General features: G+C 67.3%; 22 protein-coding genes. 11 read left to right on the top strand and 11 right to left on the bottom strand.

The genetic code is table 11. The features are described 5' to 3' along the window. Positions 1-19: 19 nt before the first annotated feature. The 3 genes from ACZ5V4_RS02980 to ACZ5V4_RS02970 all read left to right on the top strand — a co-directional run bounded on the left by ACZ5V4_RS02980 (position 20) and on the right by ACZ5V4_RS02970 (position 3498). Entirely contained in the window at positions 20-1327 is a 1308-nt protein-coding gene (locus ACZ5V4_RS02980; protein WP_464316691.1) for a nucleotide sugar dehydrogenase, read from the top strand. Positions 1328-1412: 85 nt separating this feature from the next. Then, positions 1413-2324, top strand: a complete 912-nt coding sequence (locus ACZ5V4_RS02975; protein WP_464316690.1) for a glycosyltransferase family 2 protein — start codon at positions 1413-1415, stop codon at positions 2322-2324. A 328-nt stretch (positions 2325-2652) separates the two neighbouring features. Beyond that, positions 2653-3498: a PEP-CTERM sorting domain-containing protein gene (locus ACZ5V4_RS02970; protein ID WP_464316689.1), complete on the top strand. Its 846-nt coding sequence runs from the start codon at positions 2653-2655 to the stop codon at positions 3496-3498. Between the two features lie 359 nt (positions 3499-3857). Here ACZ5V4_RS02970 and ACZ5V4_RS02965 read toward each other — a convergent pair whose 3' ends face one another. From ACZ5V4_RS02965 to ACZ5V4_RS02945, 5 genes are all read right to left on the bottom strand, one after another. Further along, positions 3858-5867 carry a ThiF family adenylyltransferase gene (locus tag ACZ5V4_RS02965; protein WP_464316688.1) on the bottom strand — a complete coding sequence of 670 codons (2010 nt, stop codon included), beginning with the start codon at positions 5865-5867 and terminating at the stop codon, positions 3858-3860. 2 nt (positions 5868-5869) lie between these two features. Next, positions 5870-6748 (bottom strand): N-acyl amino acid synthase FeeM domain-containing protein, encoded by an 879-nt coding sequence (locus ACZ5V4_RS02960; protein ID WP_464316687.1) that lies wholly within the window; start codon positions 6746-6748, stop codon positions 5870-5872. Positions 6749-6869: 121 nt separating this feature from the next. Continuing rightward, positions 6870-8309: a sigma-54 interaction domain-containing protein gene (locus ACZ5V4_RS02955; protein ID WP_464316686.1), complete on the bottom strand. Its 1440-nt coding sequence runs from the start codon at positions 8307-8309 to the stop codon at positions 6870-6872. A 170-nt stretch (positions 8310-8479) separates the two neighbouring features. After that, the gene (locus tag ACZ5V4_RS02950; RefSeq protein ID WP_464316685.1) at positions 8480-9067 is read right to left on the bottom strand and encodes a PilZ domain-containing protein; all 588 of its coding nucleotides are present in this window, start codon (positions 9065-9067) and stop codon (positions 8480-8482) included. Positions 9068-9224: 157 nt separating this feature from the next. Next, complete coding sequence (locus ACZ5V4_RS02945; protein WP_464316684.1) at positions 9225-10010, bottom strand: hypothetical protein; 786 nt, start codon at positions 10008-10010, stop codon at positions 9225-9227. Between the two features lie 242 nt (positions 10011-10252). Here ACZ5V4_RS02945 and ACZ5V4_RS02940 point away from each other — a divergent pair, with 242 nt between their 5' ends. After that, a complete protein-coding gene (locus ACZ5V4_RS02940; RefSeq protein WP_464316683.1) occupies positions 10253-10534 on the top strand; it encodes a hypothetical protein in 282 nt (93 codons plus the stop codon). Positions 10535-10716: 182 nt separating this feature from the next. Beyond that, on the top strand, positions 10717-12489 hold the full coding sequence (locus ACZ5V4_RS02935) for a diguanylate cyclase domain-containing protein (protein WP_464316682.1): 1773 nt from the start codon (positions 10717-10719) through the stop codon (positions 12487-12489). 102 nt (positions 12490-12591) lie between these two features. Here ACZ5V4_RS02935 and ACZ5V4_RS02930 read toward each other — a convergent pair whose 3' ends face one another. From ACZ5V4_RS02930 to ACZ5V4_RS02910, 5 genes are read right to left on the bottom strand one after another with little or no spacing between them, the layout of a single operon-like run. Then, a complete protein-coding gene (locus ACZ5V4_RS02930; protein ID WP_464316681.1) occupies positions 12592-13368 on the bottom strand; it encodes an MlaA family lipoprotein in 777 nt (258 codons plus the stop codon). 52 nt (positions 13369-13420) lie between these two features. Then, positions 13421-14005 (bottom strand): Tgt2/MlaC family protein, encoded by a 585-nt coding sequence (locus tag ACZ5V4_RS02925; RefSeq protein WP_464316680.1) that lies wholly within the window; start codon positions 14003-14005, stop codon positions 13421-13423. After that, positions 14002-14469: an outer membrane lipid asymmetry maintenance protein MlaD gene (gene mlaD, locus ACZ5V4_RS02920; RefSeq protein WP_464316679.1), complete on the bottom strand. Its 468-nt coding sequence runs from the start codon at positions 14467-14469 to the stop codon at positions 14002-14004. The genes ACZ5V4_RS02925 and mlaD overlap by 4 nt, the downstream gene beginning before the upstream one ends. A gap of 34 nt (positions 14470-14503) precedes the next feature. Next, complete coding sequence (locus ACZ5V4_RS02915) at positions 14504-15307, bottom strand: MlaE family ABC transporter permease (RefSeq protein WP_464316678.1); 804 nt, start codon at positions 15305-15307, stop codon at positions 14504-14506. 12 nt (positions 15308-15319) lie between these two features. After that, positions 15320-16528, bottom strand: a complete 1209-nt coding sequence (locus ACZ5V4_RS02910; protein WP_464316677.1) for a class I SAM-dependent rRNA methyltransferase — start codon at positions 16526-16528, stop codon at positions 15320-15322. An 83-nt stretch (positions 16529-16611) separates the two neighbouring features. Here ACZ5V4_RS02910 and ACZ5V4_RS02905 point away from each other — a divergent pair, with 83 nt between their 5' ends. Next, entirely contained in the window at positions 16612-17091 is a 480-nt protein-coding gene (locus ACZ5V4_RS02905; RefSeq protein ID WP_464316676.1) for a hypothetical protein, read from the top strand. Between the two features lie 152 nt (positions 17092-17243). After that, positions 17244-17633 (top strand): tautomerase family protein, encoded by a 390-nt coding sequence (locus ACZ5V4_RS02900; RefSeq protein ID WP_464316675.1) that lies wholly within the window; start codon positions 17244-17246, stop codon positions 17631-17633. Positions 17634-17728: 95 nt separating this feature from the next. Here the strand turns inward: ACZ5V4_RS02900 and ACZ5V4_RS02895 are convergent, their stop codons facing one another. Continuing rightward, entirely contained in the window at positions 17729-18937 is a 1209-nt protein-coding gene (locus ACZ5V4_RS02895) for a phospholipase effector Tle1 domain-containing protein (protein ID WP_464316674.1), read from the bottom strand. Between the two features lie 186 nt (positions 18938-19123). On the opposite strand from ACZ5V4_RS02895, the gene ACZ5V4_RS02890 reads away from it, so the two are divergent. Genes ACZ5V4_RS02890 through ACZ5V4_RS02875 form a run of 4 tightly spaced genes read left to right on the top strand, consistent with a single transcriptional unit; the run spans position 19124 to position 22741 of the window. Continuing rightward, positions 19124-19735, top strand: coding sequence for a TetR/AcrR family transcriptional regulator (locus tag ACZ5V4_RS02890; RefSeq protein WP_464316673.1), 612 nt, complete (start codon positions 19124-19126; stop codon positions 19733-19735). Further along, the gene (locus tag ACZ5V4_RS02885; RefSeq protein WP_464316672.1) at positions 19729-20691 is read left to right on the top strand and encodes an HlyD family secretion protein; all 963 of its coding nucleotides are present in this window, start codon (positions 19729-19731) and stop codon (positions 20689-20691) included. Before ACZ5V4_RS02890 ends, ACZ5V4_RS02885 begins: the two co-directional genes overlap by 7 nt. Then, complete coding sequence (locus ACZ5V4_RS02880; RefSeq protein WP_464316671.1) at positions 20688-21611, top strand: ABC transporter ATP-binding protein; 924 nt, start codon at positions 20688-20690, stop codon at positions 21609-21611. The genes ACZ5V4_RS02885 and ACZ5V4_RS02880 overlap by 4 nt, the downstream gene beginning before the upstream one ends. Further along, positions 21608-22741 (top strand): ABC transporter permease, encoded by a 1134-nt coding sequence (locus ACZ5V4_RS02875; protein ID WP_464316670.1) that lies wholly within the window; start codon positions 21608-21610, stop codon positions 22739-22741. The genes ACZ5V4_RS02880 and ACZ5V4_RS02875 overlap by 4 nt, the downstream gene beginning before the upstream one ends. Positions 22742-22799 lie beyond the last annotated feature (58 nt).

Below are 22799 nucleotides of genomic sequence, written 5' to 3'. Positions count from 1 at the left end.
TCCAGGAAGGAGCACCGACATGCTGCGTTTCGAAGAGATCAAGGCCTCCAAGGTGGCCGTGGTGGGCCTGGGCTACGTGGGCCTGCCCCTGGCCGTGGCCCTGGCCAGGCATTTCGACGTGGTGGGCTACGACATCTCCGAGCGCCGCGTGGCGGAGCTCGAATCCGGCCGGGACTCCACGGGCGAGGTGGACGAGGCCGAACTCGCGTCCGTTCGGGTGGAGTACACCAGCCAGCCCGAGGCCCTGCGCGCCTGCCGCCTGATCGTCGTGGCCGTGCCCACGCCAATCGACGAGACCCTCAACCCGGACCTGAAGCCCGTGGTGGGGGCCACCTCCGCCGTGGGCGCGAACCTCTCGCCCGGGGCCCTGGTGGTGTATGAATCCACCGTCTACCCGGGGCTCACCGAGGAGGTCTGCGTGCCCATCCTGGAGAAGCGCTCCGGGCTTCGCTGCGGCGAGGACTTCTGGGTGGGCTATTCGCCCGAGCGCATCAACCCCGGCGACAGGGTGCACACGCTGAAAACCATCGTGAAGGTGGTGGCCGGGCAGACCCCCGAGGCCACGGACCTCCTGGCCCAGGTCTACGGCACGGTGGTGGAGGCCGGAATCCACAAGGCCTCCTGCATCAAGGTGGCCGAGGCGGCCAAGGTCATCGAGAACACCCAGCGCGACCTGAACATCGCGCTGATGAACGAGCTCTCGCGCATCTTCGCGCTCATGGGCATCGACACCCTGGAGGTGCTCGAGGCCGCCGGGACCAAGTGGAACTTCCTGCCCTTCAGGCCCGGGCTCGTGGGCGGGCACTGCATCGGCGTGGACCCGTACTACCTGACGTTCAAGGCCCAATGCCTGGGCTACCACCCCCAGGTGATCCTGGCGGGGCGGCGCATCAACGACTCCATGGGCGCGTGCGTGGCCCAGCAGGTGGTCAAGCAGGCCGTGGGGGCCGGGGCCGCGCTGCCCGGGGCCCGGGTCGGCGTGCTCGGCCTGACCTTCAAGGAGAACGTGCCGGACCTGCGCAACACCAAGGTGGTGGACGTGGTGCGCGAGCTTCAGGCCTACAAGGCCCGGGTGCTCGTGCACGACGCCGTGGCCGACCCGGAGGAGGCCCGGCGCGAGTACGGCATCGAGCTTCTGCCCATGGAGGCCATGACGTCCCTGGACGCCCTGGTCCTGGCCGTGCCGCACAGGGCCTACGCCCGCCTGGACGCGCGGGCCCTGGACGCCATGTTCAGGCCCGGGGCCGCGCGGCTGGTGTTCGACATCAAGGGCTTCCTGGACGCCGCTTCCCTGCGCGAGGCCGGGATTTCGGTCTGGAGGCTGTGAGGAGGACGCGCCGCTCGTTGCGACGCGGGCGGCCGGGGATTCCCCCACGCTTCGGGAACAACGACGGGAACCGGGGACACGCACCATGAACGCGAACGCTCCGAAGAGGACGTGGAGCGAGGGCGACGGCCTCGTGTCCGTGATCATACCGTGCTACAACGCCGCGAAGTTCATCGGGCGCACGCTCGACAGCGCGTACTCGCAGCGGGGCGTCTCGCTCGAGGTCGTGCTCGTGGACGACGGTTGTACGGACGATTCGGTCGGCGTGGTCAAACGCCGCTATCCAAACACCGCCGTCTTCAGGCACGAGAACGGCGCGAACAGGGGCTACGCGCGATCCGTCGCGCTGGCCGTGTCCAGGGCGCGCGGGGAGTTCATCGCGTTCCTGGACGCGGACGACCTCTGGCTCTCCGGCGAATACCTCCTTCGGCAAGTGGACGAACTGAGGCGCAGGCCCGAATGCGTCCTCTCGCTGATGAACGGCTTCGCCATCGACCAGGACGACAACATCCTCTGGAAATGGAACGACGAGAGCGTCTATGAGGACTTCGACAAGAGAAGCATCCTCCAGAACTGCTTCATGCTCACGGGAGCCACGGTGGTGCGGCGCGAGGCGCTGCTCGAGGCGGGCGGCGTGGACGTCGCGCTCCAGGCCATCGACCACGACATGTGGATCAGGCTCTCCGAGCTTGGGGATTTCGCCGTCATCCCCGAGCCCCTCTTCGGCTACCGCCAGCACCCCGGCCAGATAAGCCACCGCCGCAAACAGTGGGAGGACGGCTTCGCCATCATGCGCAAGACGGCCGGGCGCGGCTTCTATTCACCCGGGGAAATACGCAGGCGCAAGGCCGTGCTGCATTACCGTCTCGCCCAGCACGACCTGGCCACCCGCAGGTACCTCTCCCTGGCCGGGCATGGCCTTGCGGCCGTGGCCTGCGATCCGCAAAGGGCCTTCTCCCAGGCCTGGCGGTTCCTCCTGCGCAAGCTACGGGGCTGAGCCCGCCCGGGTTCCGCCCCGGCCCGCAGTCCGTTCCTCCTTTCCTTCGCCTTTCCGGGCGTTTTCCCCAGGCTGCGGCGCGGCCTGTCCCGCTCGCCGCGCCGCGCGCGAAACTTTCTGAAACATGGCTCCAGGCAAGGGCTGGCGAGCCTTCCCGGGGTGGCCTTGTAAGGTTTTACCGATGGAAAGTGTCGCCGCCCTTTACATCGGGGGAGCACGAGGGGGGTGTTTGAGGGCAATGTCTTTTGATTTCAGCATGATACAGGCTGGCATTGATTGTGCTTAGAAGGAGGCAATTCGGAAATCAATTTCGGAGGAGGAAAAAACCATGAAGCGGTTAGCACAACTCAACGGAATGCTCCTGGCCCTGCTGCTCCTGGCCAGCACGGCGTTCGCCTACCCGGTCCTCGGCCCCAACCAGAACGAGATCGAGTTCATCAACTTCGAAAACGTCTACCACCAGGTCGGCGGACAGTGGGTCGCCCGCGGTCCCAACGACACCCTCGCGATCGGCGACGTGTTCGTGGGCATCATCAGGGCCCAGACCATCACCAACAACGGCGTCCCCGTTTGGAGTGCTGACGAAGTCGGCGCCCCCGGCACCCTGGACACCCTGACCGGCTACTTCATCAACACGGTCACCGGGTTCGACGTCCCCAACAACGTCATCTTCCTGGGCGCTTCCAGCGTCGACCCCCTGAACACCGGCGTGTTCACGGCTCAGGACTTCACTGACGGCGTGGTCATGAAGCTCTTCACCGACACCCAGACCGTGATGAACCCCACCACCGTGCTGGGCGGCATCGCCAGCGCCACCGACGGCGCCCTGTGGGCCTCCCTGTCCCTCAACGGTGGCTACTGGTGGAGCGACGCGGCCCCGCAGTTCGGCTCCTCCGGCCCCATCGGCGAGAACTGGTTCGGCTTCAACGTGGTGGACGGCGTCCTGGGCGGCCTGCAGAAGATCAACGACCCCCTGGAAACCCTGTACAACCTCTCCGTGGACATCTACGGCGTGTCCCGCATCAACTTCAACACGGTCGGCGGCACCACCGGCGCCTGGCTGTTCGCCAGCAACGACCCCGCGACCCTGGCCACTCCCGAGCCCGCTACCCTGCTGATCATGGGCTCCGGCCTGCTCGGCCTCTACGGCGCTCGCCGCCGCCGCAAGGCCTAACGACGGTCAACCAGCAACCAACCCAAGCCGGGGGAGGGCAACCTCCCCCGGCTTTTTCGCGCGCCCGAGGGCGGAGAGAATCGGGGCGCCGCCCCGAACCCCGCCAGGGCTTTGCCCTGGACCCAGCAGGGGGATGATCCCCCTGCGCCCTCTACAGCTTGGCGTCGGTCACCGGATGCAACGAAATGGGCCGCCCTCCTGGCTGGAAGCGCGCTTCCAGCCAGGAGGGCGGCCATATTTCATGGTGATGGTGAAACCCGCGAAGCTGTCGCCGGGTCCAGGGGCAGGCACTGCCCCTGGCAGGTGCAGGACGGAGTCCTGCCGGGTTCCAGGGCGGAGCCCTGGGAAGGTCCGGCGGATCAGTCCAGGATGGCCGACTCCAGGGGGCGCCTGGGCGTGCCGTAGCGGATGGGCTTGGCGTAGCCCGCGCGCAGGAGCATCACCGGCCACAAGCCCTGGCCGAGGCCCGGGAAGAGCGCCTCGAAGCGCGGCCAGACCCCTTCGAGCAGGCGGCGGTGCGCCTTGGAGAAGGCGTCCGGGCCTTCGAGCCTCCAGCGCAGCCAGAAGAGCGTGATGGCGGTCATGGGCTGGGCGGCCAGGCCCAGGCGCGTGGCTGCCAGCCAGAAGCGCTGCATGGCCATGCCGCCTTCCACGAAGCCCTTGGCCGTGGGCTGATCCGTGCAGGCCAGCGCGGCCAGCGGGCTTGCCTGGATGGCCATCTTCGAGTGCATGGCCACCATGCGCCCGACCCCCAGGAGGTTGGCGGCGCGCATGGCCTTCCAGGGGCGCGTGGCCCGCAGGAAGACTTCCCCGGCCGCGCCCGCGTAGAGGTTCTTGAGCGGCAGCCCGTCGGGGATGTCGCCCCCGTCGGGCGGGTCGAAGCGGGTCATGCTCATGAAGTATTCGTGCAGGTCCTGGCGCTCCACGCGGATGCGGTCCGCCAGGTAGACGAGTCCGGCCAGCTCGCGCAGCTTCTCCGGAGCGTCCAGGAGGAAGAGCTTCATGGGGCTCGCGGCCCGGGCCAGGGTCTCCTGGCAGAAGGGCTCCACGCGCCTGCGCCTGGAGTAGGGCCTGCGGTTGGTGCAGCGCGCCCAGATGGAGTCCGCGAGCGGGTCGGCCTGCCTGGGGGCGGGCTCGAAGCGGATGTCCGCCAGGAGGTTTTCGTCTTCCGGGTCGGGGCAGAGCGCGGCGGAGGGCGAAAGGCCCAGGCCGGGGGCGGCCGTGACCACGTTCTGCACGGCGGCCCCGCAGGCGATCACCGAGGCCAGCTGGCGGAAGTTGAAGAAGCTCGAGTCCTCGCGGGGCTCGAGGAAAATTTTGAGTGAGCCGTCCTCCAGCGTGAACCGCCACGGCTGGCAGTTGTCGCCCGAGGGAGCCTGCTGGGCGGCCTGGGCCAGCCAGGCCAGTTCGCCGGGCGAAGGCGCGGCGTCCGAGGGCAGGCGCGGCCCGGGCTCGGGGGGCTCCTGGCGGATGTTCTTGCCCTCGCCGCCCAGGATCACCGCGCGCACGAACCAGAGCTTGGCGCGTTGCAGGGGCGAGGCGTTGCCCTTGCGCGGCCGGGCGGTGCGGATCCGTCCGCCCAGGGGGTCCACCTGCATGGAGAAGGGCGCAGGCCTGACGCCGGGCCGCCCGGTCAGGAGGCGCACGGCCTGCGTGGCCGCGAGGCCGGCGCAGAGCAGGCAGGCGATGGTCAGCGACGGGCCGCGCCCACGCTCCAGGCTCACGCGCGCGGGGTCTATCTGGCTGATGTGCAGCCCGCGCGGGGCCAGGCCCACGGCGAAGCGCAGGAGCTTCTCCCCCTTGGGCAGGGAGTCGTCGATCTGGAAGTATTCGTCGAAGGACATGCCGTCCGGGGTGAACACCAGCACCGAGGAGGTGAACCCCAGGGGGGCGGCCGTGACCACGGGGATGCCCTTTTCCCTGGCGCGGTTGAACAGGGCGCGGCGGATGTCGATGGCCCCGATGTCGAACCCGTCCACAACCACGCCCGCGCCGTCCAGGAAGGCGTCCAGGTTCTCTGGCGTGACGCCTTCGGGGAAGCCCCGGATGTCCAGGTGGGGGTTGATCTGGAGGGCCTCCTCGACCATGGATTCGAGCTTTTGAGCCCCGAGGTGGCGCGTGGACGCGGCGTACTGGCGGTTGTAGTTGGCCAGCTCGAAGGTGTCCGGGTCGGCCAGGGTGAAGGCCCCGACGCCGAGCCTGGCCAGGGCGGCGCAGTGCAGGCCGCCCACGCCGCCGAGGCCGGGGATGGCCACGCGGGAGCGGTAGAGCACGTCCTGCTCGGCCGGGCTCAGGATGCCGAGGTTGCGGGAGAAGGCCACGTCCATGAAGGCCCGGGCTTCGGGCGAGGGAAACGTCTGGTCCGCCATTGTCAGGTCCTGGGCCGCGAGCCGCCGTACAGGGCCTTGTGGTAGATCTTCTCGAGGTAGAGGCGCTGCTCGTCGGGCAGGGACGCCAGCAGCCCGGGGCTGCTGGCCAACAGGTGCCTGGCGATCTCGGATTCCAGGGGCGCGTTCTTCTCGGCGTCGGTCAGGCGCAGTTCGTCGCCTTCGAGGTGGGCGTTCACCTTGACGAAGAAGGAGTGCAGGTCCGTGTCGAAGCTGTTGGTGCCGTAGGCGGCGAACAGCGAGGGCTCGATCTCGTGCATGTTCACGCGCAGGGCCACGGCCGGGGCGTCCACCTTGTCGTAGTGGCGCTCCTCGCCGAAGGGCTGGAAGAGGAAGATGGAACTGTAGAAGCGCACGTGCTTGGGGTTGACCATGATGCAGAGGTCGTCAGCCTTGGTGACCATGCCGTACTGGAACACGGCCTTGGCCAGGAACATCATCAAGTTCTGCCAGCGCCTGTGGCGCTGGGTGGCCAGGGAGCCGAGCTCCACGACCTTGCGGCCCTGGTTCCGCAGGGCGTCGATCTCGGGCTTGTAGAGCTCGTCCATGGGCAGCCCGAACCTCGGCGTGTCCGGGATGTAGCTCATGGTGGAGAGTACGGTGAGGTAGGTCTTGAAGACGAACACGCAAGTCTTGGGCAGCAGGTGGTGCAGCCCGAAATGCAGGCCCGCCGGGTTTTTCTGGCTGATGTAGCCCGAGGCGAAGTATTCGTCGTGCAGCACCGAGAAGGCCTGGGAGTATTCGTCCAGGGTCTCGGCTATCTTGAGGCTCGGCCTGTCAAGTTGATCAAGCTTTGCGTCAAGGAGAGCGGAACGGCGGATGCGGATGGTGCGCCGCCGCTCGATGCCCCCCGGGACGTTCATCGGTACTGGAGGGGGGGGTGGCGGAGGGGGCATGGTACCTGCCGTGAATGTCTGCGGCATTTTGGACACCTTTTTCTGCTGCAAGGATACTGCTTGTGAGCATGTATCGTGCCATGAAGTGTCATTGCTGAAGATCCGCTTTGCTTTTTCCGGTCAGGCTGTATTTTTTGTAGAACTCGTACAGCCGAGCTCTTGAAAGGTTCGCCGTGGCCATGGCTTTGGGGATGTCCCCCTTTGTCATTCTCTGCAATTCGATGAAATACCGCTTCTCCATGGAGTTGAGCAGGTCGCAACGATATTGCTTGTAAGAAGGCAATGATTTCCCGGAGCCGAAAAATGGAGTCGCCTGGGGCTCGTCACCGTTGCCGCTGGCGGGGGGGTCGTCATGTCCAAGAGTGTTCTTGGCGGCCTTGACCCTGATGTAGAACGGCAGGTGTTCCGGATAGATGATGGGCTGGTTGTAGGAGATGGCCACCACCGAGTCGATGACGTTCTCCAGTTCGCGGACGTTGCCGGGCCAATTGTGCTGGCGCAGGATGTCCAGGAACTCCTGGGAGAAGGTCTTCATGGGGGTGTTGTTCTTGGAGCAGGACTTCTTGAGCAGGTGCGTGGCCAGGTCCACCAGATCCTCGCGGCGCTCGCGCAGGGGCGGCAGGTTCAGCTTGAGCGACTGGATGCGGTAGAGCAGGTCCGACCGGAAGAGGCCGTCCTTGACCATCTGCGTGAGGTCCTTGTTGGTGGCGGCCACCAGGCGGAAGTCGCTGGCCACCTCTTGCTTGCCGCCCACGGGCCGGAAGCGCTTCTCCTGGAGCACGCGCAGGAAGTTCTTCTGGAGGTCCAGGGGCAGCTCCGAGACCTCGTCGAGAAAGAGCGTGCCCTTGTGCGCGCGCTGGACCAGGCCTTCGCTCTTGGCGTCGGCCCCGGTGAAGGCCCCCTTGGAGTGGCCGAAGAGGATCGATTCCACCAGCGTGGCGGGCAGGGAAGCGCAGTCCACGACGATGAGGTTCTCGTTCTTGCGGTCGCTCAGTTCGTGGATGGCCCGCGCGAAGAGTTCCTTGCCCGTGCCCGTCTCCCCGTGGATGAGCACGGAGACGTTGCTGCGGCTGGCTTTGGCCGCGATCTTCAGGCTGTTGCGCATCTCCGTGCACGAGCCCACGATGTTGTAGCGGGAGCCGATCTCGGACCAGGAGAGCTCCTCCTCCGTGAGCACCACGTCCAGGCGCCCGAAGAGCGACTGCAGGTGCTGCACGGCGTTGTAGCGCGGGATGTAATCCAGCGCGCCTTCGCGCAGCACGTACTCGAGCTCGTAGATGTCCGGCTTTTCGACGATGACCAGCATCTTGGGCGGCTTGTGCAGCCCGGAGAGGTGCGGGATGATCTTCGTCAGGGGCATGTTGCCGGTTTTATTGAGGATGAGCAGGTCGGTGGTCAGGCTGTTGCCGTTTTCGATCACCTCGTTGATGTTCGTGACACGAGTGATGGTGTGGGGGGTTCCTCTGGAAATATCCAATATCTCGCGGAAGATGTCCGGAGATTTTTCGAAGACGACTACGTTGGCCATCAATGCGATCCTCTTGAGAGGAAAAACCTTTGTTGACCGACTGATAGCGCACGCACCGCCTCAGCCGGAGGGGCAACAGAACGACTAGTATGCGCGAGGATAGGCGGCCGGGCGCGGATCAGTCAATGCAAGAAACCCGCATTTTGCGTGCGTGAGACGGCCGGTTTGCTTCACAGCTGAAATTGCTGCCGCAGGGCTTTCCGGAGGCTTTCCGGCACCCGAAGGAACGCCGCGCCGATCTCCGCCGTGGCGGACATGGTGATGTGCACGGGCTTGCACACTATCTGGATGAGGTCCGAGATGTTCGGGATGTTGAATATCACCACGAACGGCTTGAGCTTGTTGATGTTGTCCATCACGCGCGATGCGTTGGAATCCAGCTTTATTCCAATTCCGCCAAGAGATATGTTTATGATGTTCACTGGCTTGTATTGTGTCTCGTTGGCGGAGAGCTTTATCTCGATCACGCCAGGCATCGAAATGTCCTTGCGAATGTGCTTGCGGAAATCACGGTCCGAAGATTTTCCTCCAGGCGCATCCAATTCGTTGAAATAGCCGGCAAGAATGCTGTTGAGCAACTGATCCTGGTTCTGCTTCTCGTTCTTCGAGTGCTGCTTCAGCCTCGAGGCCAGCTTGGCGTCCAGATCGAAGCAGACCGTCACCGTATCCAACTTGATGTTGGCGGCGATGGAGTTGATCTTCGTCGAAAGAGTGAGAGTAGGGGATTTCAGCATGCCTTGGTGAACATCAAGAATCATGCCATTATCCGGGCTACGGGCCGGACTGGGAAAGGGCGGGGAGTGGCGCGCATCCTCGCGTGTGACGGCCTTGTTGCCGAACGTGTCTTTTGTGTAAAGAGAAGCAACACCTGTCGGATTATCAGCCAGATGCGTGGCGCCCGGAAGCGGGACCGCTTCAGATGCCGGTCAGGCTGGCGGCCACCACGTGCACCACGTCGCGTTCGGGGTGGGCCTCGGGCCTCGGGGCGACGCGCCATTCCCACCTGTCCCCGGGCGGGGGCGGGACCACGCCGTGCAACGGGTCCGCGGAAAGGGTTTCGCCCCGGCCCATGGCCAGCCAGGCCACGTCCGTGATCAGGCAGCGCGGCGCGTCGAAGTTCGCGAGCCAGGCCAGGTGGCCCTCGATGACGCCCCGGGCGAAGGATTCCAGTTCGTTGTCGCCGTAGCGGCCCGTGAGCCAGAGCTTCTCCAGGGGGATGAGCGGCAATTGGGAGAGCGTGTTCGCGGAGACGACGAGGTCCGGGCGTTCTTCCTGGAGTACGGGCGGCGGGCAGGGGGCCACGGGCAGCGCGCGCGGGAACCTGACCGCCTCCAGCACCGCCTCGTGGACCCCGGTCAGGTCGGCCGGCACGCAGTGCACGTTGCCCAGGCGGGCGGCCTTGCGCAGCACGCGGCGCGGGTGCGCCACGTCCACCAGCAGGACCTTGCGGAAAGTATGGGAAAGTTCCTCGAGGGGCACGTCCAGGCAGGGGCCCGAACCCGCGACCAGGGCCAGCCCCTTCCCCGGCGTGCAACGGGCGGCCTGGCGGATGAAGGCGCGTGTCTTGTCGAGGTGCGGCTGCCACGCCGGCGCGTTGCGCTCGTGGCGGGCCAGGTAGCGGACCATCTCGGCGACGAAGCCGAGTTCTTCAGCAGGGGGAAGGGTCTGTGTCGACGCGCTCCTGAGCCATTTTCGGATCATGGCCGCTCCCTGTGCTGCCTGTTTAATGCGGTTCAAGATTCTGTAACAAGAGTTTCGCAGACTCGTCCAGTGTTTCCGCTGTGGCGATACAGAGGTGTTTCTATCCTTCCGCGAGCAATGGACGCGGTTGGCTTCCTATGTAAAAAATCCCGACATTGTGTCGATTTAATTGACAAAATTCTCGCGAAAGAAGTTCGCTGGCGCGAAGGGCGGCCCGGGGGTACCCTGCCTTCCGGCGGTGTATGGAAAAGACGGACAAAAACGACGAGGATGCCGCGATGCGCGTGACCATGATCGTCCTGGCCGTTCTCGCCTGCGGCTCCGCCTGGGCCGCTTCCGGCGCGCGGGAACGCGAGAGGCTTCTCGATGAGCAGCACAGGCGCTGCGTGGAGGCATGCCCCAAGCCGGTGATCCGCCAAGGGCCGGAGGAAGAGGTCTGGGCGGCCAATGCCAAGGCCGAGGCCCGTTACGACAACTGCGTGCACAACTGCGACAGGATGCTGCTTCGGGGCGGCAGGCGCTGAGCGCGGGGAGGCCCGGCCGGGCGAATCGGGCGCTCCGTGATAACGCATGTCATCCCAGGCTGTTGCGTTGCCTGCGCCTCGCGCGGAGGCCGCCGGATCACGGCGGATGTGTCCGGAACCGGCGGACAGTATTGCGAAAGCGCGCCAGGTTCGGCTATGGTCTTGCGCAAAGCATGCGAAATATGACCGCTTCTTCCTCAGACAGCGTCAAACTCGACGTCAGCACCACCTTGCGCGAGATCCTCACGCCCGGGGTCATGGGCGTTCCGGCCGGCGCGACCATGGACAAGGCCCTTTCCCGCATGAGCGCGGCGCGCATCAGCTCCGTGCTCGCGCTGAGCCGGGGCCGCCCCGTGGGCATACTCACCGAGCGCGGCGTCATCGCGGCCATTGCCGAGCACGGCCAGGGGCTTCTCGGCCGCAAGGTCCGCGAGGTGATGTCCAGCCCCGTGCTCACCGCCCCGGACACCATGCACGTGCACCGGGCCTTCTCCATGCTCCTGGAGCGCGGCTACCGCCACCTGGTGGTCACCGACGCCAAGGGCAAGGCCATGGGCATGGTCACCCAGACCAACGTGGTCCAGCACCTGGGCGTGGAATACTTCGTGGAGATCAAGCGCGTGGGCCAGATCATGTCCCGGGGGATCGCCTCGCTGCCCTCCGGGGCCAGCCTGGCCCGGGCCCTGGAGGTGATGGCCGCCGGCCCCTTGAGCTGCGTGGTGGTCCTGGAGGGGCGCTCCCCGGCGGGCATCCTCACCGAGCGCGACATGGTGGCCGAGGTGGCCGCAGGGCGCGACCTGGCCTGCGTCACCGTGGAGCAGGCCATGTCCAAGCCCGTAGTCACCGTGGCCGAGGACACGCCCGTGCACCAGGCCGCCGCGCTCATGAGCGACAGGGGCATCCGCCGCCTGGTGGTGGCGGACGGCGACGGCCGGGCCGTGGGCCTGCTCACGCAGTCGGACCTGGTCAAGGGCATGGAGGCCCGCTACGTGGAGATGCTCAAGGAGGTCATCCGCGAGAAGGACGAGCTCCTGCGCGAGGCCGTAAGCGAGGCGGCCAAGAAGTCCGTCTACCTCGACACCATCCTGAACACCTCCATCGACACGGCCATCGCGGCCACGGAGGGCGAGAGCATCGCCTTCGTGAACCAGGCCGCCCGGGACATCCTGGGCGAACCGCGCGGACCGGTCATCGGCATGGACCTGGTTGAATTCCACAAACTGCACGGGGTCTCGCCCAGGCGCATGCGCCGAGCCCTGGCCGCGGTGCGGCGCGACGGCCAGCATTGCTTCAGCGCGGTGCTCGAGAAGGACGGGAAGCGCCGCTTCATGGACGGCAAGGTCAGCGGCATCCGCGGCGGCGGGGGGACGGAAGGCTACGTGCTCATGCTGCGAGACGTGACGGAGCGCCACGAAGCCGAGGAGACAATCCGCCGCATGGCCTATTTCGACGCGCTCACGGGCCTGCCCAACCGCTTCCTGGTCATGGACAGGCTCACGCAGGGGCTTTCCCAGGCCAAGCGCAGGGGATGCCTGCTGGCGGTGATGCTCATGGACCTGGACGGGTTCAAGCTGGTCAACGACACCCTGGGCCACAACGTGGGGGACATGCTGCTCAAGGCCGTGGCGGAGAGCGTTCGGGACGTGCCGCGCAAGTCCGACACCGTGGGGCGCATGGGCGGGGACGAATTCCTGGTGGTGCTGCCCGAGGTGAAGACTCCGGAGGGGGCCTCGGCAGTGGCTTCGAAGATGCTTTCCGCCGTGCGGCGGATCAGGGCCGTGGCAGGCCATCCCATCGCGCTGAGCGCAAGCATCGGCCTGGCAATGTACCCCTGGGACGGCTCGGACGCCCTGACGTTGATCAAGAAGGCGGACGCGGCCATGTACGCGGCCAAGGACGCGGGCCGCGACACCTACATGTTCTCCGGCGAGGACCGCCGCTTCAACTACCCCTGACGGGAAGCCTCCGTCCGAAAGCGGCGGCGCAGAAACCCGCACCACCGGCAACGGCGTCGTGCCCGCTCCTTGCGCCCTTCGGGCGGGGCTCGCGCGCGGGCGCTACTGCTGCGTCCCGCCCGAGGTCTTCACCCAGGCCGAGTCCAGGGCGTCCTGGACCAGTTTGCGGCGCAGTTGGGCGTAGGCGTCGCGCGCGGCGGAGTAGGGTTCGACGGAGGAGCGCTTGAGCTCCTCGTAGACGTCCAGGGTCTCGGGGATGCGGTTCAGCCTGCCCGTGCCGCTTATGATCAGGGTGAGCACGAAGGGCGTGTCCAGGTAGCTGGTGGGCTGGATGGCGGTGTCCACGGCCATGCCCAGGCCGTCGCGCAGGGAGCTGGGGCCCAGGATGGGCAGCACGAAGTAGAAGCCGTGGTCGAAGCCCCAGACGCCCAGCGTCTGGCCGAAATCGAGCCGTTGCGGCCCCATGCCCGGTTTGGTGGCGGCCAGGTCGTAAAGCCCGCCCAGGCCGAAGGTGGAGTTGATGATGAACCGGCCCAGTTCGCGCGAGGCCTTGTCCGGCCGCAGCTGGAGCAGGGCGTTGACGAAGCGCGCCGGGGCCAGGAAGTTGGAGTAGGCGTTCTCGATGCGCTCGCGCCCGTACTTGGGCATCACGAAAGTGTAGAACCTGCTGAACGGCTTGCCCAGACCCATGTAGAACATGTCGTTGAAGCCGAACCAGAAGCGGTTCCAGGGCTCCAGGGGGTCGGCTATCTGGGTGGTGTCCACGTCCTCGGGGTCCACCGGGGCCTTGGCGGCCTTCTTCGCGCAGCCGGAGGCGAGCGCCAGCGCGGTGACGAGCAAAAGGACCAGGATGAGGGGGCGCGCCGTTGAGCGATTCATGTGTCTTCCGCCGTGTCTTTGGGATGCCGTTGACGGGTGTGGACGGGGCCGGCTAGCTGGCCGAGCCCATGGACTCCACCCGCCCGATGAGCTGGGCGGGGGTTTCCCTGGCCAGGATTTCGCTGAACTGCTTGCGGTAGTTCTGCACGAGGCTCACGCCTTCGATGACCACGTCGTAGACCTTCCAGTCGGCCTTCTTGATGAGCCTGTAGACGATGGGCACCTCCTTGCTGGAGGTGACGATCTTGGTGCTCACCTCGGAGCGGTCGTCGGCCAGTGAGGATTCCTCCAGGAAGACCACCTTCTCGTCGGTGTAGGCCTCGATGCGGCGCAGGTAGGTGCGCTCAAGGAGCCTCACGAAGGCCTTGGTGAAGCGGGCGCGCTCGTCCTCGCTGAAGGACTGCCAGTTGGCGGCCAGGGTGCGCCGGGCCAGCTCCTCGGGGTCGAAGACCTTGCCCACGGCCTCGTTGAGCTTGGCGGTGCGGCTGGGGTCGCCCGCCTTGGTGGAGGAGAGCACGTTCAGCACCTCGTCCACGGCCGCCTTGAGCGTGTCGCGCGCCTGCCCGGCGTGGGCCGCGCCCGCGAAGCCGGCCAGCAGGGCCATGATGATAAGCACGCAGACTGCACGCGCCCTCATTTCTTCTCCTCCTTCACTCCGCCGAAGACGTACTTGCCTATGAGGTCCTGGATGTCCACCGAGGATTCTGTCTCGGTGAGCAGGCCGCCGGGCTTCACCGGGTCGCCCGCGCCTCCGGGGGTGATCTTCACGTATTTGTCGCCGATGAGCCCGCTCGTCTTCACGGAGACGATGGCGTCGTCGGAAAGCTTCACGGCCTTGGCGATCTTCATGGAGACGATGGCCTTCTTGTCCTGGGAGAGGTCGATGGAGTCCACGCGGCCCACGCGCACCCCGGCCAGCTCCACGCCCGCCCCGGCCTTGAGCCCGGTGACGTCGAGGAAGCGGGCCTTCACCTCGTACGTGTCGCCGCCGAGCACCTCGAGCTTGCCCAGCTTCACGGTCAGGTAGGCCACGCACAAAAGGCCCGCCATCACGAACAGGCCCACGGCGATTTCCACGGAACGGTTTCTTGCGGTATCCATCAAGCCATCTTCCCGGGCGCGAAAGCGCGCCCCGTCACAGCAGAAAAGACGTCAGAACGTAGTCCGACACCAGTATGCACACGCAGGAGGCCACCACCGCCGAAGTGGTGGAGAGCCCCACGCCCTTGGCCCCGTATCCGTCGGGCCGGCGGTGCGTGTTGTAGCCTTCGTAACAGCAAACGGCCGCCACCAGCAAGGCGAACACCAGCGACTTGTAGAAGCCTCCGCTCACGTCGGAGAGCTCCACGCTGTCGTGGATGCGCGCCCAGTAGACGCCCGGGCTCACGCCGAGAAGCATCACGCCCGAGACGTAGCCGCCCGCGAGCGCGATGACGTCGAACATGGCCGTGAGCAGCGGAAACGAGATCAGCGCCGCGGCCAGCCTCGGGCTCACCAGGTAGCGCACGGGGTTGACGTCCATGGCGTCCAGGGCGTCGATCTGCTCGGAGATGCGCATGATGCCGAGCTCGGCGGCCATGGACGAGCCTGCCCGGCCCGTGATCATGATCGCCGTGAGCACCGGCCCAAGCTCCCTGATGGCGGAAAGGGCCACGGCCGCGCCCAGAAGCCCCTCGGCCCCGAACTTGACCAGGGTGTAGTAGCCCTGAAGGCCGAGCACCATGCCCGTGAACAGCCCGATGAGCGCGATGACCGTCACGGACTTCACGCCGATGAAGTAGACCTGCCTGAGCACCTTGTCCCATTGCGGGGGCAGGCTCAGCATGTGCGCGAGCCCCCTGGCCGTGAACACGGCGAAGGACCCGAGCCCCATGGTGGTGGCCATGGCCGCGCGGCCCAGCGCGGCCGGGGGAGTCAGCAGGGCGTCCAGGACGTTCATCGAGGGGCCGTTCTATCCGATTTCCGCATTTTGTGAAGCGTTTATCCTAAAGAGCAGCGATTTCAGGTAATCCGTTTCCGGCATGGACGGGTGCACCGGATGGTCCGGCCCCTGGCCGCCCCTGTAAACCAGCTGCGCGCGGCGGCGGCCCGACACGGCCGAGGTGACGATGCGCTGGAACTGCCACGGCTCGAGGTTCTGCGAGCAGGAGGCCGTGAGCAGGAATCCCCCGGGCTTGAGCAGGCGCGCGGCCAGCTTGTTTATCTTGTGGTAGGCCCCCAGGCCCTGCTCCAGGTCCTTGCGGCGCTTGACGAAGGCGGGCGGGTCCACGCTGACCACGTCGAAGCGGCGGCCCTCGGCGATCAGGCTGTCCAGCACCTCGTCCGCGTCGCCCTTGAGCGCGCTGACGCTCTGCGCCACGCCGTTCAAGTCCGCGTTGGCGGTCACGTGGTCGAGGGCCGCCTGGGAGGCGTCCACGCACACGGCCTCGCGGGCCCCGGCCAGCACGGCGCCGATGCCGAGCGCGCCCACGTAGCTGAACACGTCCAGCACGCTGGCGTTCTTGCACAGCCTCTGGATGCCCAGGCGGTTGGGGCTCTGGTCGAAGAACCAGCCGGTCTTCTGCCCGGCGGCCAGGCTGGCCCGGTAGCGCCCCAAGCCCTCGGGCACCTCGACCTCGTCGGGGATGTCGCCCTTGGCGGCCACGACCTCCAGGGGCAGGCCCTCCAGCTGGCGCGAGCGCACGTCGCCCTTGAGGAGCACCGCGCGGGGCGAGAGAAGCTCGTCCAGCACGTCCAGCACGTCCTCGCGCATGCGCTCCATTCCGGCGGTGAGCAGCTGCACGGAGAGCACGTCTCCGTAGCGGTCCACCACCAGGCCCGGCAGGTGGTCGCCCTCGCCGTGGACCAGGCGGTAGAAGGGGGCCTGGAAAAAGGCCTCGCGCAGGCTGAGCGCCTGGGAGATCCGGTTCTTCAGCCACGCCCGGTCGATGACCGCCGAGGGGTCCTTGTCCAGGATGCGCGCCAGGATGAGCGAGCCGGGGTTGACGTAGGCCACGCCCAGGGGTTTGTTGCGCGCGGACATGACAAGGGCCTTGTCCCCGGGCTTGAACGCGCCGAGCGGGCTTTGGGCCGTGTCCGCCTCGTTGGAGAACACCCACAGGTGTCCCGTCATGAGGCGGCGTTCCTCGTGTTTCTTGAGATGGAGAATGGGAAGGTTCATAAGCGCTTGGTCCTGTATGCCTTACGGCCGTGCATTGCAATAATTAGCTTGAGCATGGAACATTTGGCGGATAATTTCCAGCCATGAAAACCGCAGCCTTCATTCTTTTCGCTGTGGTCACGGCAGCCGTGGCCGCGCTGTCCACCCTCACCGCCACCCGCTACCTCAGCCTGGAGAAGGAGCTGTCCGACACGCGCTCCCGCCTGGAAGACGCCCTCACCGAGCGAAAGCGCCAGGAGGAGGAGAAGATCGTCCTGCGCCTGGAGCGCGAGCGCGTGCAGTCCGACCTCGAGGCCCGGCTCGCCGAGCAGCTCTCGCGCGTGGAGGCCTGCGAGGGCAAGCGCCAGCAGGAGCTCCTGGAGATCGAGGCCACCCTGAAGATACTACAGAAGGCCGTGATCGACATCCAGGTGCACATGGGCCCCTCCGCGCGCCAGGACCAGGGCGCGGCCGCTCCCCCGGCCCCGCAGGCCCCAGGCGAGCCCGCCAGGGCCACGGACGTGCCCAGGGGGGCCATCCCCACGCCGGAGCAGGAAGCCGCCAGGCTCGACAAGGCGCAGTAGGGGCGCGGCCGGGCCAGGGTCCCCGCGGCGGCCCGTCCCTGGACTCGCTCGCCCGTGCAACGGGCGTGCGCGCTCCATCCGGCGGGCGAACGGCTTATACCGCACCGCTTGCCCCCGAAACGGCGCGAACACCCTTCGACAAGGAGCACTTCATGCCTCTCGTCACCGTGAGCGGCCTCGGCCAAAGGACCGCCGGCGAAAAGACCGCCGTCATGAACGCCGTGCACGCGGCGCTGATGGACGCCTTCGGCATCCCCGAGCCCGACCGCAACATCCGCTTCCTGGAATACGCGCCGGGTGACTGGCTTTTGCCGCCGGGCAAGTCGGAGAAGTACCTCCTGGTGGAGGTGTTCGCCTTCGCCGGGCGCAGCCCCGAGGCCAAGGGCAGGCTCTTCGCCAAGGTGGTGGAAAACCTGGGCGCGCTTGGCGTGCCCGCCATGGACGTCTTCGTCATCGTGGTGGACCAGCCCCGCGAGAACTGGGGCATCCGGGGCGGACAGCGCGCGGACCTCGTGAACCTGGGCTACGAGGTGAAGGTCTAGCCCCGTTCGCCCGGATGCCTGGCGCTTGCGGCCGCCAAGCGCGCGGCCCAAGCCTCTCCTCGCATTTCCGCGCGGGCGGGGGCGCGCGCCTGGCCTCAGAGCGTCACCGCGATGCCGGGCCGTGGCCTGCCCGAAGGCTCCAGGAGGCTCCCCAGGTTCCCGGGCGCGTAGGGCGCGGGGGCGTGCGGCTTGAACGCCACCCCTTGCCCCCAGCGGTCCAGCACCGCCTGGTGGACCAGCAGGTCCGCGCGCCCGGCGAAATCCCTGCCGTTGGGGAGCTTCTTCCAGATCTTGTTCACGGCCTCGTCGTGGGCCATGCCCAGGGCCTTGGCCGCGAAACCCGCATAGGACGAGGCCGGGCTCCGGAACGCGAGGCCGCGCCCGGACAGGCGGGCCTTCATCCAGGCCTGGGCCACGTCCGAGAGGTCGCTTTCGCCCCCCGTCACCGGGTAGCCCCCGCCCACGTCCGCGTGTCCGCCGGGGAAGAGCGCCTGGGTCACGTTGGCCGCCTGGTCCCACAGGGTGGGCGTGAAGTCCGCGCGCCGGTCGTCCACGCAGACCGCGTGCAGCCCGGCCGCCACCTTGGGGCTGAGCGCCGTGTCCGCGAACCGGAAGGCGTCGTAGCGCTCGTCCTCCCCGTCGTAGCTCGGGATGCCGAGCGCGCCCACGGTGTCGAACACCGCCACGGTGGAAATCCCCGGCACGGGCACGAAGGCGTCGTCGTGCAGCATCTCCGCCACCAGGCCGGGCAGGAACATGAGCGCGGCCCTGAGCTTGCCCAGAAGAGTCGGGTCCTGCTTCAGGCGCTCGCGCCGGTAGCTCTGCCAGGCCGCCGCCCCCATGATGTAGGCCTTCTCCTTGTCGCCGCCGGTCTTCGACTGGTCCAGCAGGCCCTTGGCGCAGACCAGCCCGGCCAGGGCGCGCGCGGTGTAGGCCCCCCGGCTGAAGCCCACGATGTGGATGCGGTCGCCGTCCTCGTAGGCGCGCGAGAGGTACGTGTAGCCGCGCACGATGCGCTTGATCACGCCCGCGCCGGTGGCCCCGCCAAGAAGCTTCACGATGGGGTTCTTCGAGTCGCCCACGCCGTGGATGTACTTGGCCGCCTGCGTCACCGCGCCGTCCGGCGAGAACACCCGCTCCTGCTCGTTGCCCAGGCGCTTGGAGCCCGGGGTGTCCTCGCCCGCCAGGTCGTCGAAGAGCTTCCAGACGTTGGTGGGGTCGTTGTCGTAGACGTCGTCGGCGTCCAGGTCCACGCCGGGGCCGTTCCACGTCCCGTCGGCGAAAAAGGCTATGTGCTTTGCCATGGCTGTCTCTGCGGGCTGCACTGCTTTGGTTGCGACGTACTTCTCCTGCGGCCTCCACGCTCGTCACGGAAGGGTTTCCCCATCCTTGCCCGATACCGGGCCGGGCCGCGCCTGTCAACGCGCGCGGCATTCCGGCGGAAGGCCTTGACCCTTTCTAACCGGATGGTTAAACCACTCGGTATGACGATGAAGCGCCAAGACGGGGAGGACCCGCAGACGGCCGCCATCCTGGACGCGGCGGCCACGGTCTTCGCGGAGCACGGCTTTGCCGGGGCCCGCGTGGAGGCTATCGCCAAGGCGGCAGGGATCAACAAGGCCATGCTCTACTACCGCGTGGGCGACAAGGCCCGGCTCTACGAGCTGGTAATCCTGGGCCAGTTCGACCGCGTGGCCTCGGCCGTGGAGAGCGCCCGTCCGGCCGGGGACTGGCCCGAGGCCGCGGGCGCGGTGCTCACGGCGCTGGCGGGCATCTTTTCCGAGGACCCCAGGCTGCCGCGCATCATGGCCTGGGAGTTCGTCTCGGGAGGGGCCACGATCCCCGAAGCCGTGACCTCGCGCTGGGCAAGGATCATGGCCGTGGTCTTCCCCCTGGCCGAGAAGGCCGGGATGGACCCGGTGCTCCTGTACATGTCCATGCTCGGCCCCATGGTGCTCACCTGCCTGACCGGCCCCATGCGCGCCCGCATCGGCGCGGGCAAGCCCGAGCCCTTGGCGCGCGTGGCGGCCATTAACGTCGACGACATGGCCGGGTTTCTGGCCGGGCTTTTCGGCAAAGCCGCGGGAGGGACGAAATGCTGAGACGCGCCGTGGCCGCATTGGCCCTGCTTCTGCTCCCGGCCTGCTCCGAGGGGGGCGGTGGGGCCTACCAGGGATACGTGGAGGGGGAGTTCGTCTACGTGGCCACGCAACTGGCCGGACGCCTGGACGAACTGCCCGTGGCGCGCGGCGACCGGGTGCGCCCGGGAAGCCCGCTCTTCGTCCTGGAACACGCCCTGGAGCTCCAGGGCGTGCAGAAGGCCGAAGCGAGCCTCAAGCGCGCCCAGGACACGGTGAACGACCTGAAGAAGGGCCTGCGCCCCGAGGAGATCGACCAGATCCTCGCGCGCATCTCCCAGGCCCAGGCCGAGGTGTCCCTGGCCAGGCTGGAGATGGACCGCCGCGCCGCGCTTCTTTCCACCGGGGCCGTGGCCCGCGAGGACTACGACCAGGCCCGCACGGTCTTCTTGAGCGCCAGCGGCCGCCTGGCCGACTACCGGGCGCAGCTGGCCACGGGCAAGCTCGGCTCGCGCATCGACCAGATCCTGGCGGCCCAGGCCCAGGCCGACGCGGCCCAGGCCGACCTGGACCAGGCCCGCTGGTACCTGGGCCAGAAGGCGGCCGCGTCCACGCAGGACGCCCTGGTCTTCGACCTGCTGCACTACAAGGGCGAGTGGGTTCAGGCGGGCAGCCCCGTGGTCAAGCTTTTGCCGCCGGGCAACGTCAAGGTGCGCTTCTTCATCCCGGAGACGGACCTGGGCAAGGTGGCCGTGGGCCAGGGCGTCACGGCGCGCTGCGACGGCTGCCCGCGCCCCTTCGAGGGCAAGGTGAGCTTCGTCTTCCCCCAGGCCGAGTACGCCCCGCCCGTGATCTACAGCCAGGGCTTCCGGGCCAAGCTCACGTTCATGGTGGAGGCCCGCTTCGACGCCGAGGCCTCGCGCCTGCTCAAGCCCGGCCAGCCCGTGGACGTGACGCTCGCGGCCGGGGGCGGCTCGTGAGCCGTCCGGCCATCGACGTCTCGGGCATCACCAAGTCCTTCGGGGGCAAGGTGGTGGTGAACAACCTCTCCATCAAGGTGGAGCAAGGCGAGATCTACGGCTTTCTGGGCCCCAACGGCTCGGGCAAGACCACCTTCATCCGCATGCTCTGCGGGCTCCTGAAGCCGGACTCCGGCAGCGGGACCTGCCTGGGCATGGACGTGGTCAGGGACGCGGCGCTGATCAAGACCCGCGTGGGCTACATGGCCCAGCGCTTCAGCCTCTACGGCGACCTCTCCGTGCGCGAGAATCTCGACTTCATGGCCCGGGTCTACGGCGTGGAGGACCGCCGCCGCGCCGTGGACCAGATGGTCGAACGCATGAGCCTCGGGCCGTACGCCGATCAACTGGGCCAGAACCTTTCCGGCGGCTGGAAGCAGCGCCTGGCCCTGGCCGCCAGCCTGATCCACGGGCCGGAGCTCCTTTTGCTGGACGAGCCCACGGCCGGGGTGGACCCCAAGGCCCGGCGCGACTTCTGGGACGAGATCCACGAGTTGGCAGGGCAGGGGCTCACGGCGCTCATCTCCACGCACTACATGGACGAGGCCGAGCGCTGCCATCGCCTGGCCTACATCGCTTACGGCGACCTGCTGGCCAAGGGCACGGTGGAGGAGGTGGTCTCGGGGCGCGGGCTGACCACGCTGGAGGTCTCCGGCCCAGGGCTCTACGAGCTGGCCAAGACCATGAAAGGGCTGCCGGGGATCGAGCAGGTGGCCCACTTCGGCAACACCCTGCATGTCTCGGGGCGCGACGCCGCGCTCCTGCACGCGAGCCTCGATCCCTTCGCGCACGGCCCGCAGGCCTTCCGGCCCGTGGACACGAGCCTCGAGGAGGTCTTCATCAGCCTGATGAACGAGTCGCTCTCCAGGGGGCGCGGATGAGCCTCTTCTCCCCGAGCCGCTTCTGGGCCATGGTGGTCAAGGAATTCGTGCAGATGCGCCGCGACCGCGTGACTTTCGCAATGATGATCGGCATCCCGATCATGCAGCTCGTCCTTTTCGGCTTCGCCATCAACTCCAACCCCCAGTACCTGCCCCTGGCCGTGCTCTCCAACGACGACTCCGAGTTCTCGCGCGGCATCGTGGCCGGGCTCCAGAACAGCCTCTACTACCGCGTGACCAAGGTGATATCCAAGGAGTCGGAGGCCAAGCGCATCCTGGACCGGGGCGAGGCCCTCTTCGTGCTGACCATCCCGCAGGACTTCGGCCGCCTGCTGGCCCGGGGGGACCGCCCGGCGCTGCTCATGGAGGCCGACGCCTCGGACCCCACGGCCTCCGGCTTCGCGCTGGGCGCGCTGGACACCGTGGTCTCCCAGGCCCTGGAGCGCGACCTCGTCGGACCGCTTTTGACGCTACGTTCCCAGCCCGGCCCGGCCCAAGTGATCGTGCACCGCCTCTACAACCCGGAGATCCAGACCAAGTACAACATCGTGCCCGGGCTCATGGGCGTGGTGCTGACCATGACCATGGTGATCATCACGGCCCTGGCCATCACCCGCGAGCGCGAACGCGGCACCATGGAGAACCTTTTGTGCACGCCGGTGCGGCCCTTCGAGGTGATGGTGGGCAAGATCATCCCCTACATCGTGGTCGGCTACGTGCAGGTGCTGCTCATCGTCCTGGCCGCGCGGGTGATCTTCGGGGTGCCCGTGGTGGGGAGCTTGGCCTTGCTGCTTTGCGTCTCGATCCTCTTCATCGCGGCCAATCTGGCGGTGGGCATCACCTTCTCCACCGTGGCCCAGAACCAGCTCCAGGCCATGCAGATGGCGTTCTTCTTCTTTCTGCCCTCCATCCTGCTCTCGGGCTTCATGTTTCCCTTCCAGGGCATGCCGGACTGGGCGCGGGTGATCGGCGAGGTGCTGCCGCTCACGCACTACCTGCGCATCGTGCGCGGCATCGTGCTCAAGGGCAACGGCCTGGCAGACATCGCCCCGGAGCTCTGGCCCATGGCGCTTTTCCTCGTGGTGCTCATGACCGTGGCCGTGAAACGCTACCGCCAGACCCTGGATTGACGGAGCCCGGGCCGCGCATTTCACTTGATAAGGCGGCCTGGGGCGGGTAGACGCCGGG

The sequence above is a fragment of the Fundidesulfovibrio sp. YSD1 genome, from assembly GCF_055397115.1.
The sequence above is the reverse complement of the archived record's forward strand: the minus strand, read 5'-3'. Positions and strand labels throughout refer to the sequence as shown.

What these genes read in the sequence shown, in the direction of transcription:
- mlaD (WP_464316679.1), bottom strand. Translation starts at nt 14,469, where the DNA reads ATGGATACCGCAAGAAACCGTTCCGTGGAAATCGCCGTGGGCCTGTTC.
- ACZ5V4_RS02910 (WP_464316677.1), bottom strand. Translation starts at nt 16,528, where the DNA reads ATGAACCTTCCCATTCTCCATCTCAAGAAACACGAGGAACGCCGCCTC.
- ACZ5V4_RS02965 (WP_464316688.1), bottom strand. Translation starts at nt 5,867, where the DNA reads ATGGCGGACCAGACGTTTCCCTCGCCCGAAGCCCGGGCCTTCATGGAC.
- ACZ5V4_RS02930 (WP_464316681.1), bottom strand. Translation starts at nt 13,368, where the DNA reads ATGAATCGCTCAACGGCGCGCCCCCTCATCCTGGTCCTTTTGCTCGTC.
- ACZ5V4_RS02980 (WP_464316691.1), top strand. Translation starts at nt 20, where the DNA reads ATGCTGCGTTTCGAAGAGATCAAGGCCTCCAAGGTGGCCGTGGTGGGC.
- ACZ5V4_RS02955 (WP_464316686.1), bottom strand. Translation starts at nt 8,309, where the DNA reads ATGGCCAACGTAGTCGTCTTCGAAAAATCTCCGGACATCTTCCGCGAG.
- ACZ5V4_RS02975 (WP_464316690.1), top strand. Translation starts at nt 1,413, where the DNA reads ATGAACGCGAACGCTCCGAAGAGGACGTGGAGCGAGGGCGACGGCCTC.
- ACZ5V4_RS02900 (WP_464316675.1), top strand. Translation starts at nt 17,244, where the DNA reads ATGCCTCTCGTCACCGTGAGCGGCCTCGGCCAAAGGACCGCCGGCGAA.
- ACZ5V4_RS02950 (WP_464316685.1), bottom strand. Translation starts at nt 9,067, where the DNA reads ATGATTCTTGATGTTCACCAAGGCATGCTGAAATCCCCTACTCTCACT.
- ACZ5V4_RS02935 (WP_464316682.1), top strand. Translation starts at nt 10,717, where the DNA reads ATGACCGCTTCTTCCTCAGACAGCGTCAAACTCGACGTCAGCACCACC.
- ACZ5V4_RS02940 (WP_464316683.1), top strand. Translation starts at nt 10,253, where the DNA reads ATGGAAAAGACGGACAAAAACGACGAGGATGCCGCGATGCGCGTGACC.
- ACZ5V4_RS02885 (WP_464316672.1), top strand. Translation starts at nt 19,729, where the DNA reads ATGCTGAGACGCGCCGTGGCCGCATTGGCCCTGCTTCTGCTCCCGGCC.
- ACZ5V4_RS02970 (WP_464316689.1), top strand. Translation starts at nt 2,653, where the DNA reads ATGAAGCGGTTAGCACAACTCAACGGAATGCTCCTGGCCCTGCTGCTC.
- ACZ5V4_RS02915 (WP_464316678.1), bottom strand. Translation starts at nt 15,307, where the DNA reads ATGAACGTCCTGGACGCCCTGCTGACTCCCCCGGCCGCGCTGGGCCGC.
- ACZ5V4_RS02945 (WP_464316684.1), bottom strand. Translation starts at nt 10,010, where the DNA reads ATGATCCGAAAATGGCTCAGGAGCGCGTCGACACAGACCCTTCCCCCT.
- ACZ5V4_RS02925 (WP_464316680.1), bottom strand. Translation starts at nt 14,005, where the DNA reads ATGAGGGCGCGTGCAGTCTGCGTGCTTATCATCATGGCCCTGCTGGCC.
- ACZ5V4_RS02890 (WP_464316673.1), top strand. Translation starts at nt 19,124, where the DNA reads ATGAAGCGCCAAGACGGGGAGGACCCGCAGACGGCCGCCATCCTGGAC.
- ACZ5V4_RS02960 (WP_464316687.1), bottom strand. Translation starts at nt 6,748, where the DNA reads ATGAACGTCCCGGGGGGCATCGAGCGGCGGCGCACCATCCGCATCCGC.
- ACZ5V4_RS02905 (WP_464316676.1), top strand. Translation starts at nt 16,612, where the DNA reads ATGAAAACCGCAGCCTTCATTCTTTTCGCTGTGGTCACGGCAGCCGTG.
- ACZ5V4_RS02895 (WP_464316674.1), bottom strand. Translation starts at nt 18,937, where the DNA reads ATGGCAAAGCACATAGCCTTTTTCGCCGACGGGACGTGGAACGGCCCC.
- ACZ5V4_RS02875 (WP_464316670.1), top strand. Translation starts at nt 21,608, where the DNA reads ATGAGCCTCTTCTCCCCGAGCCGCTTCTGGGCCATGGTGGTCAAGGAA.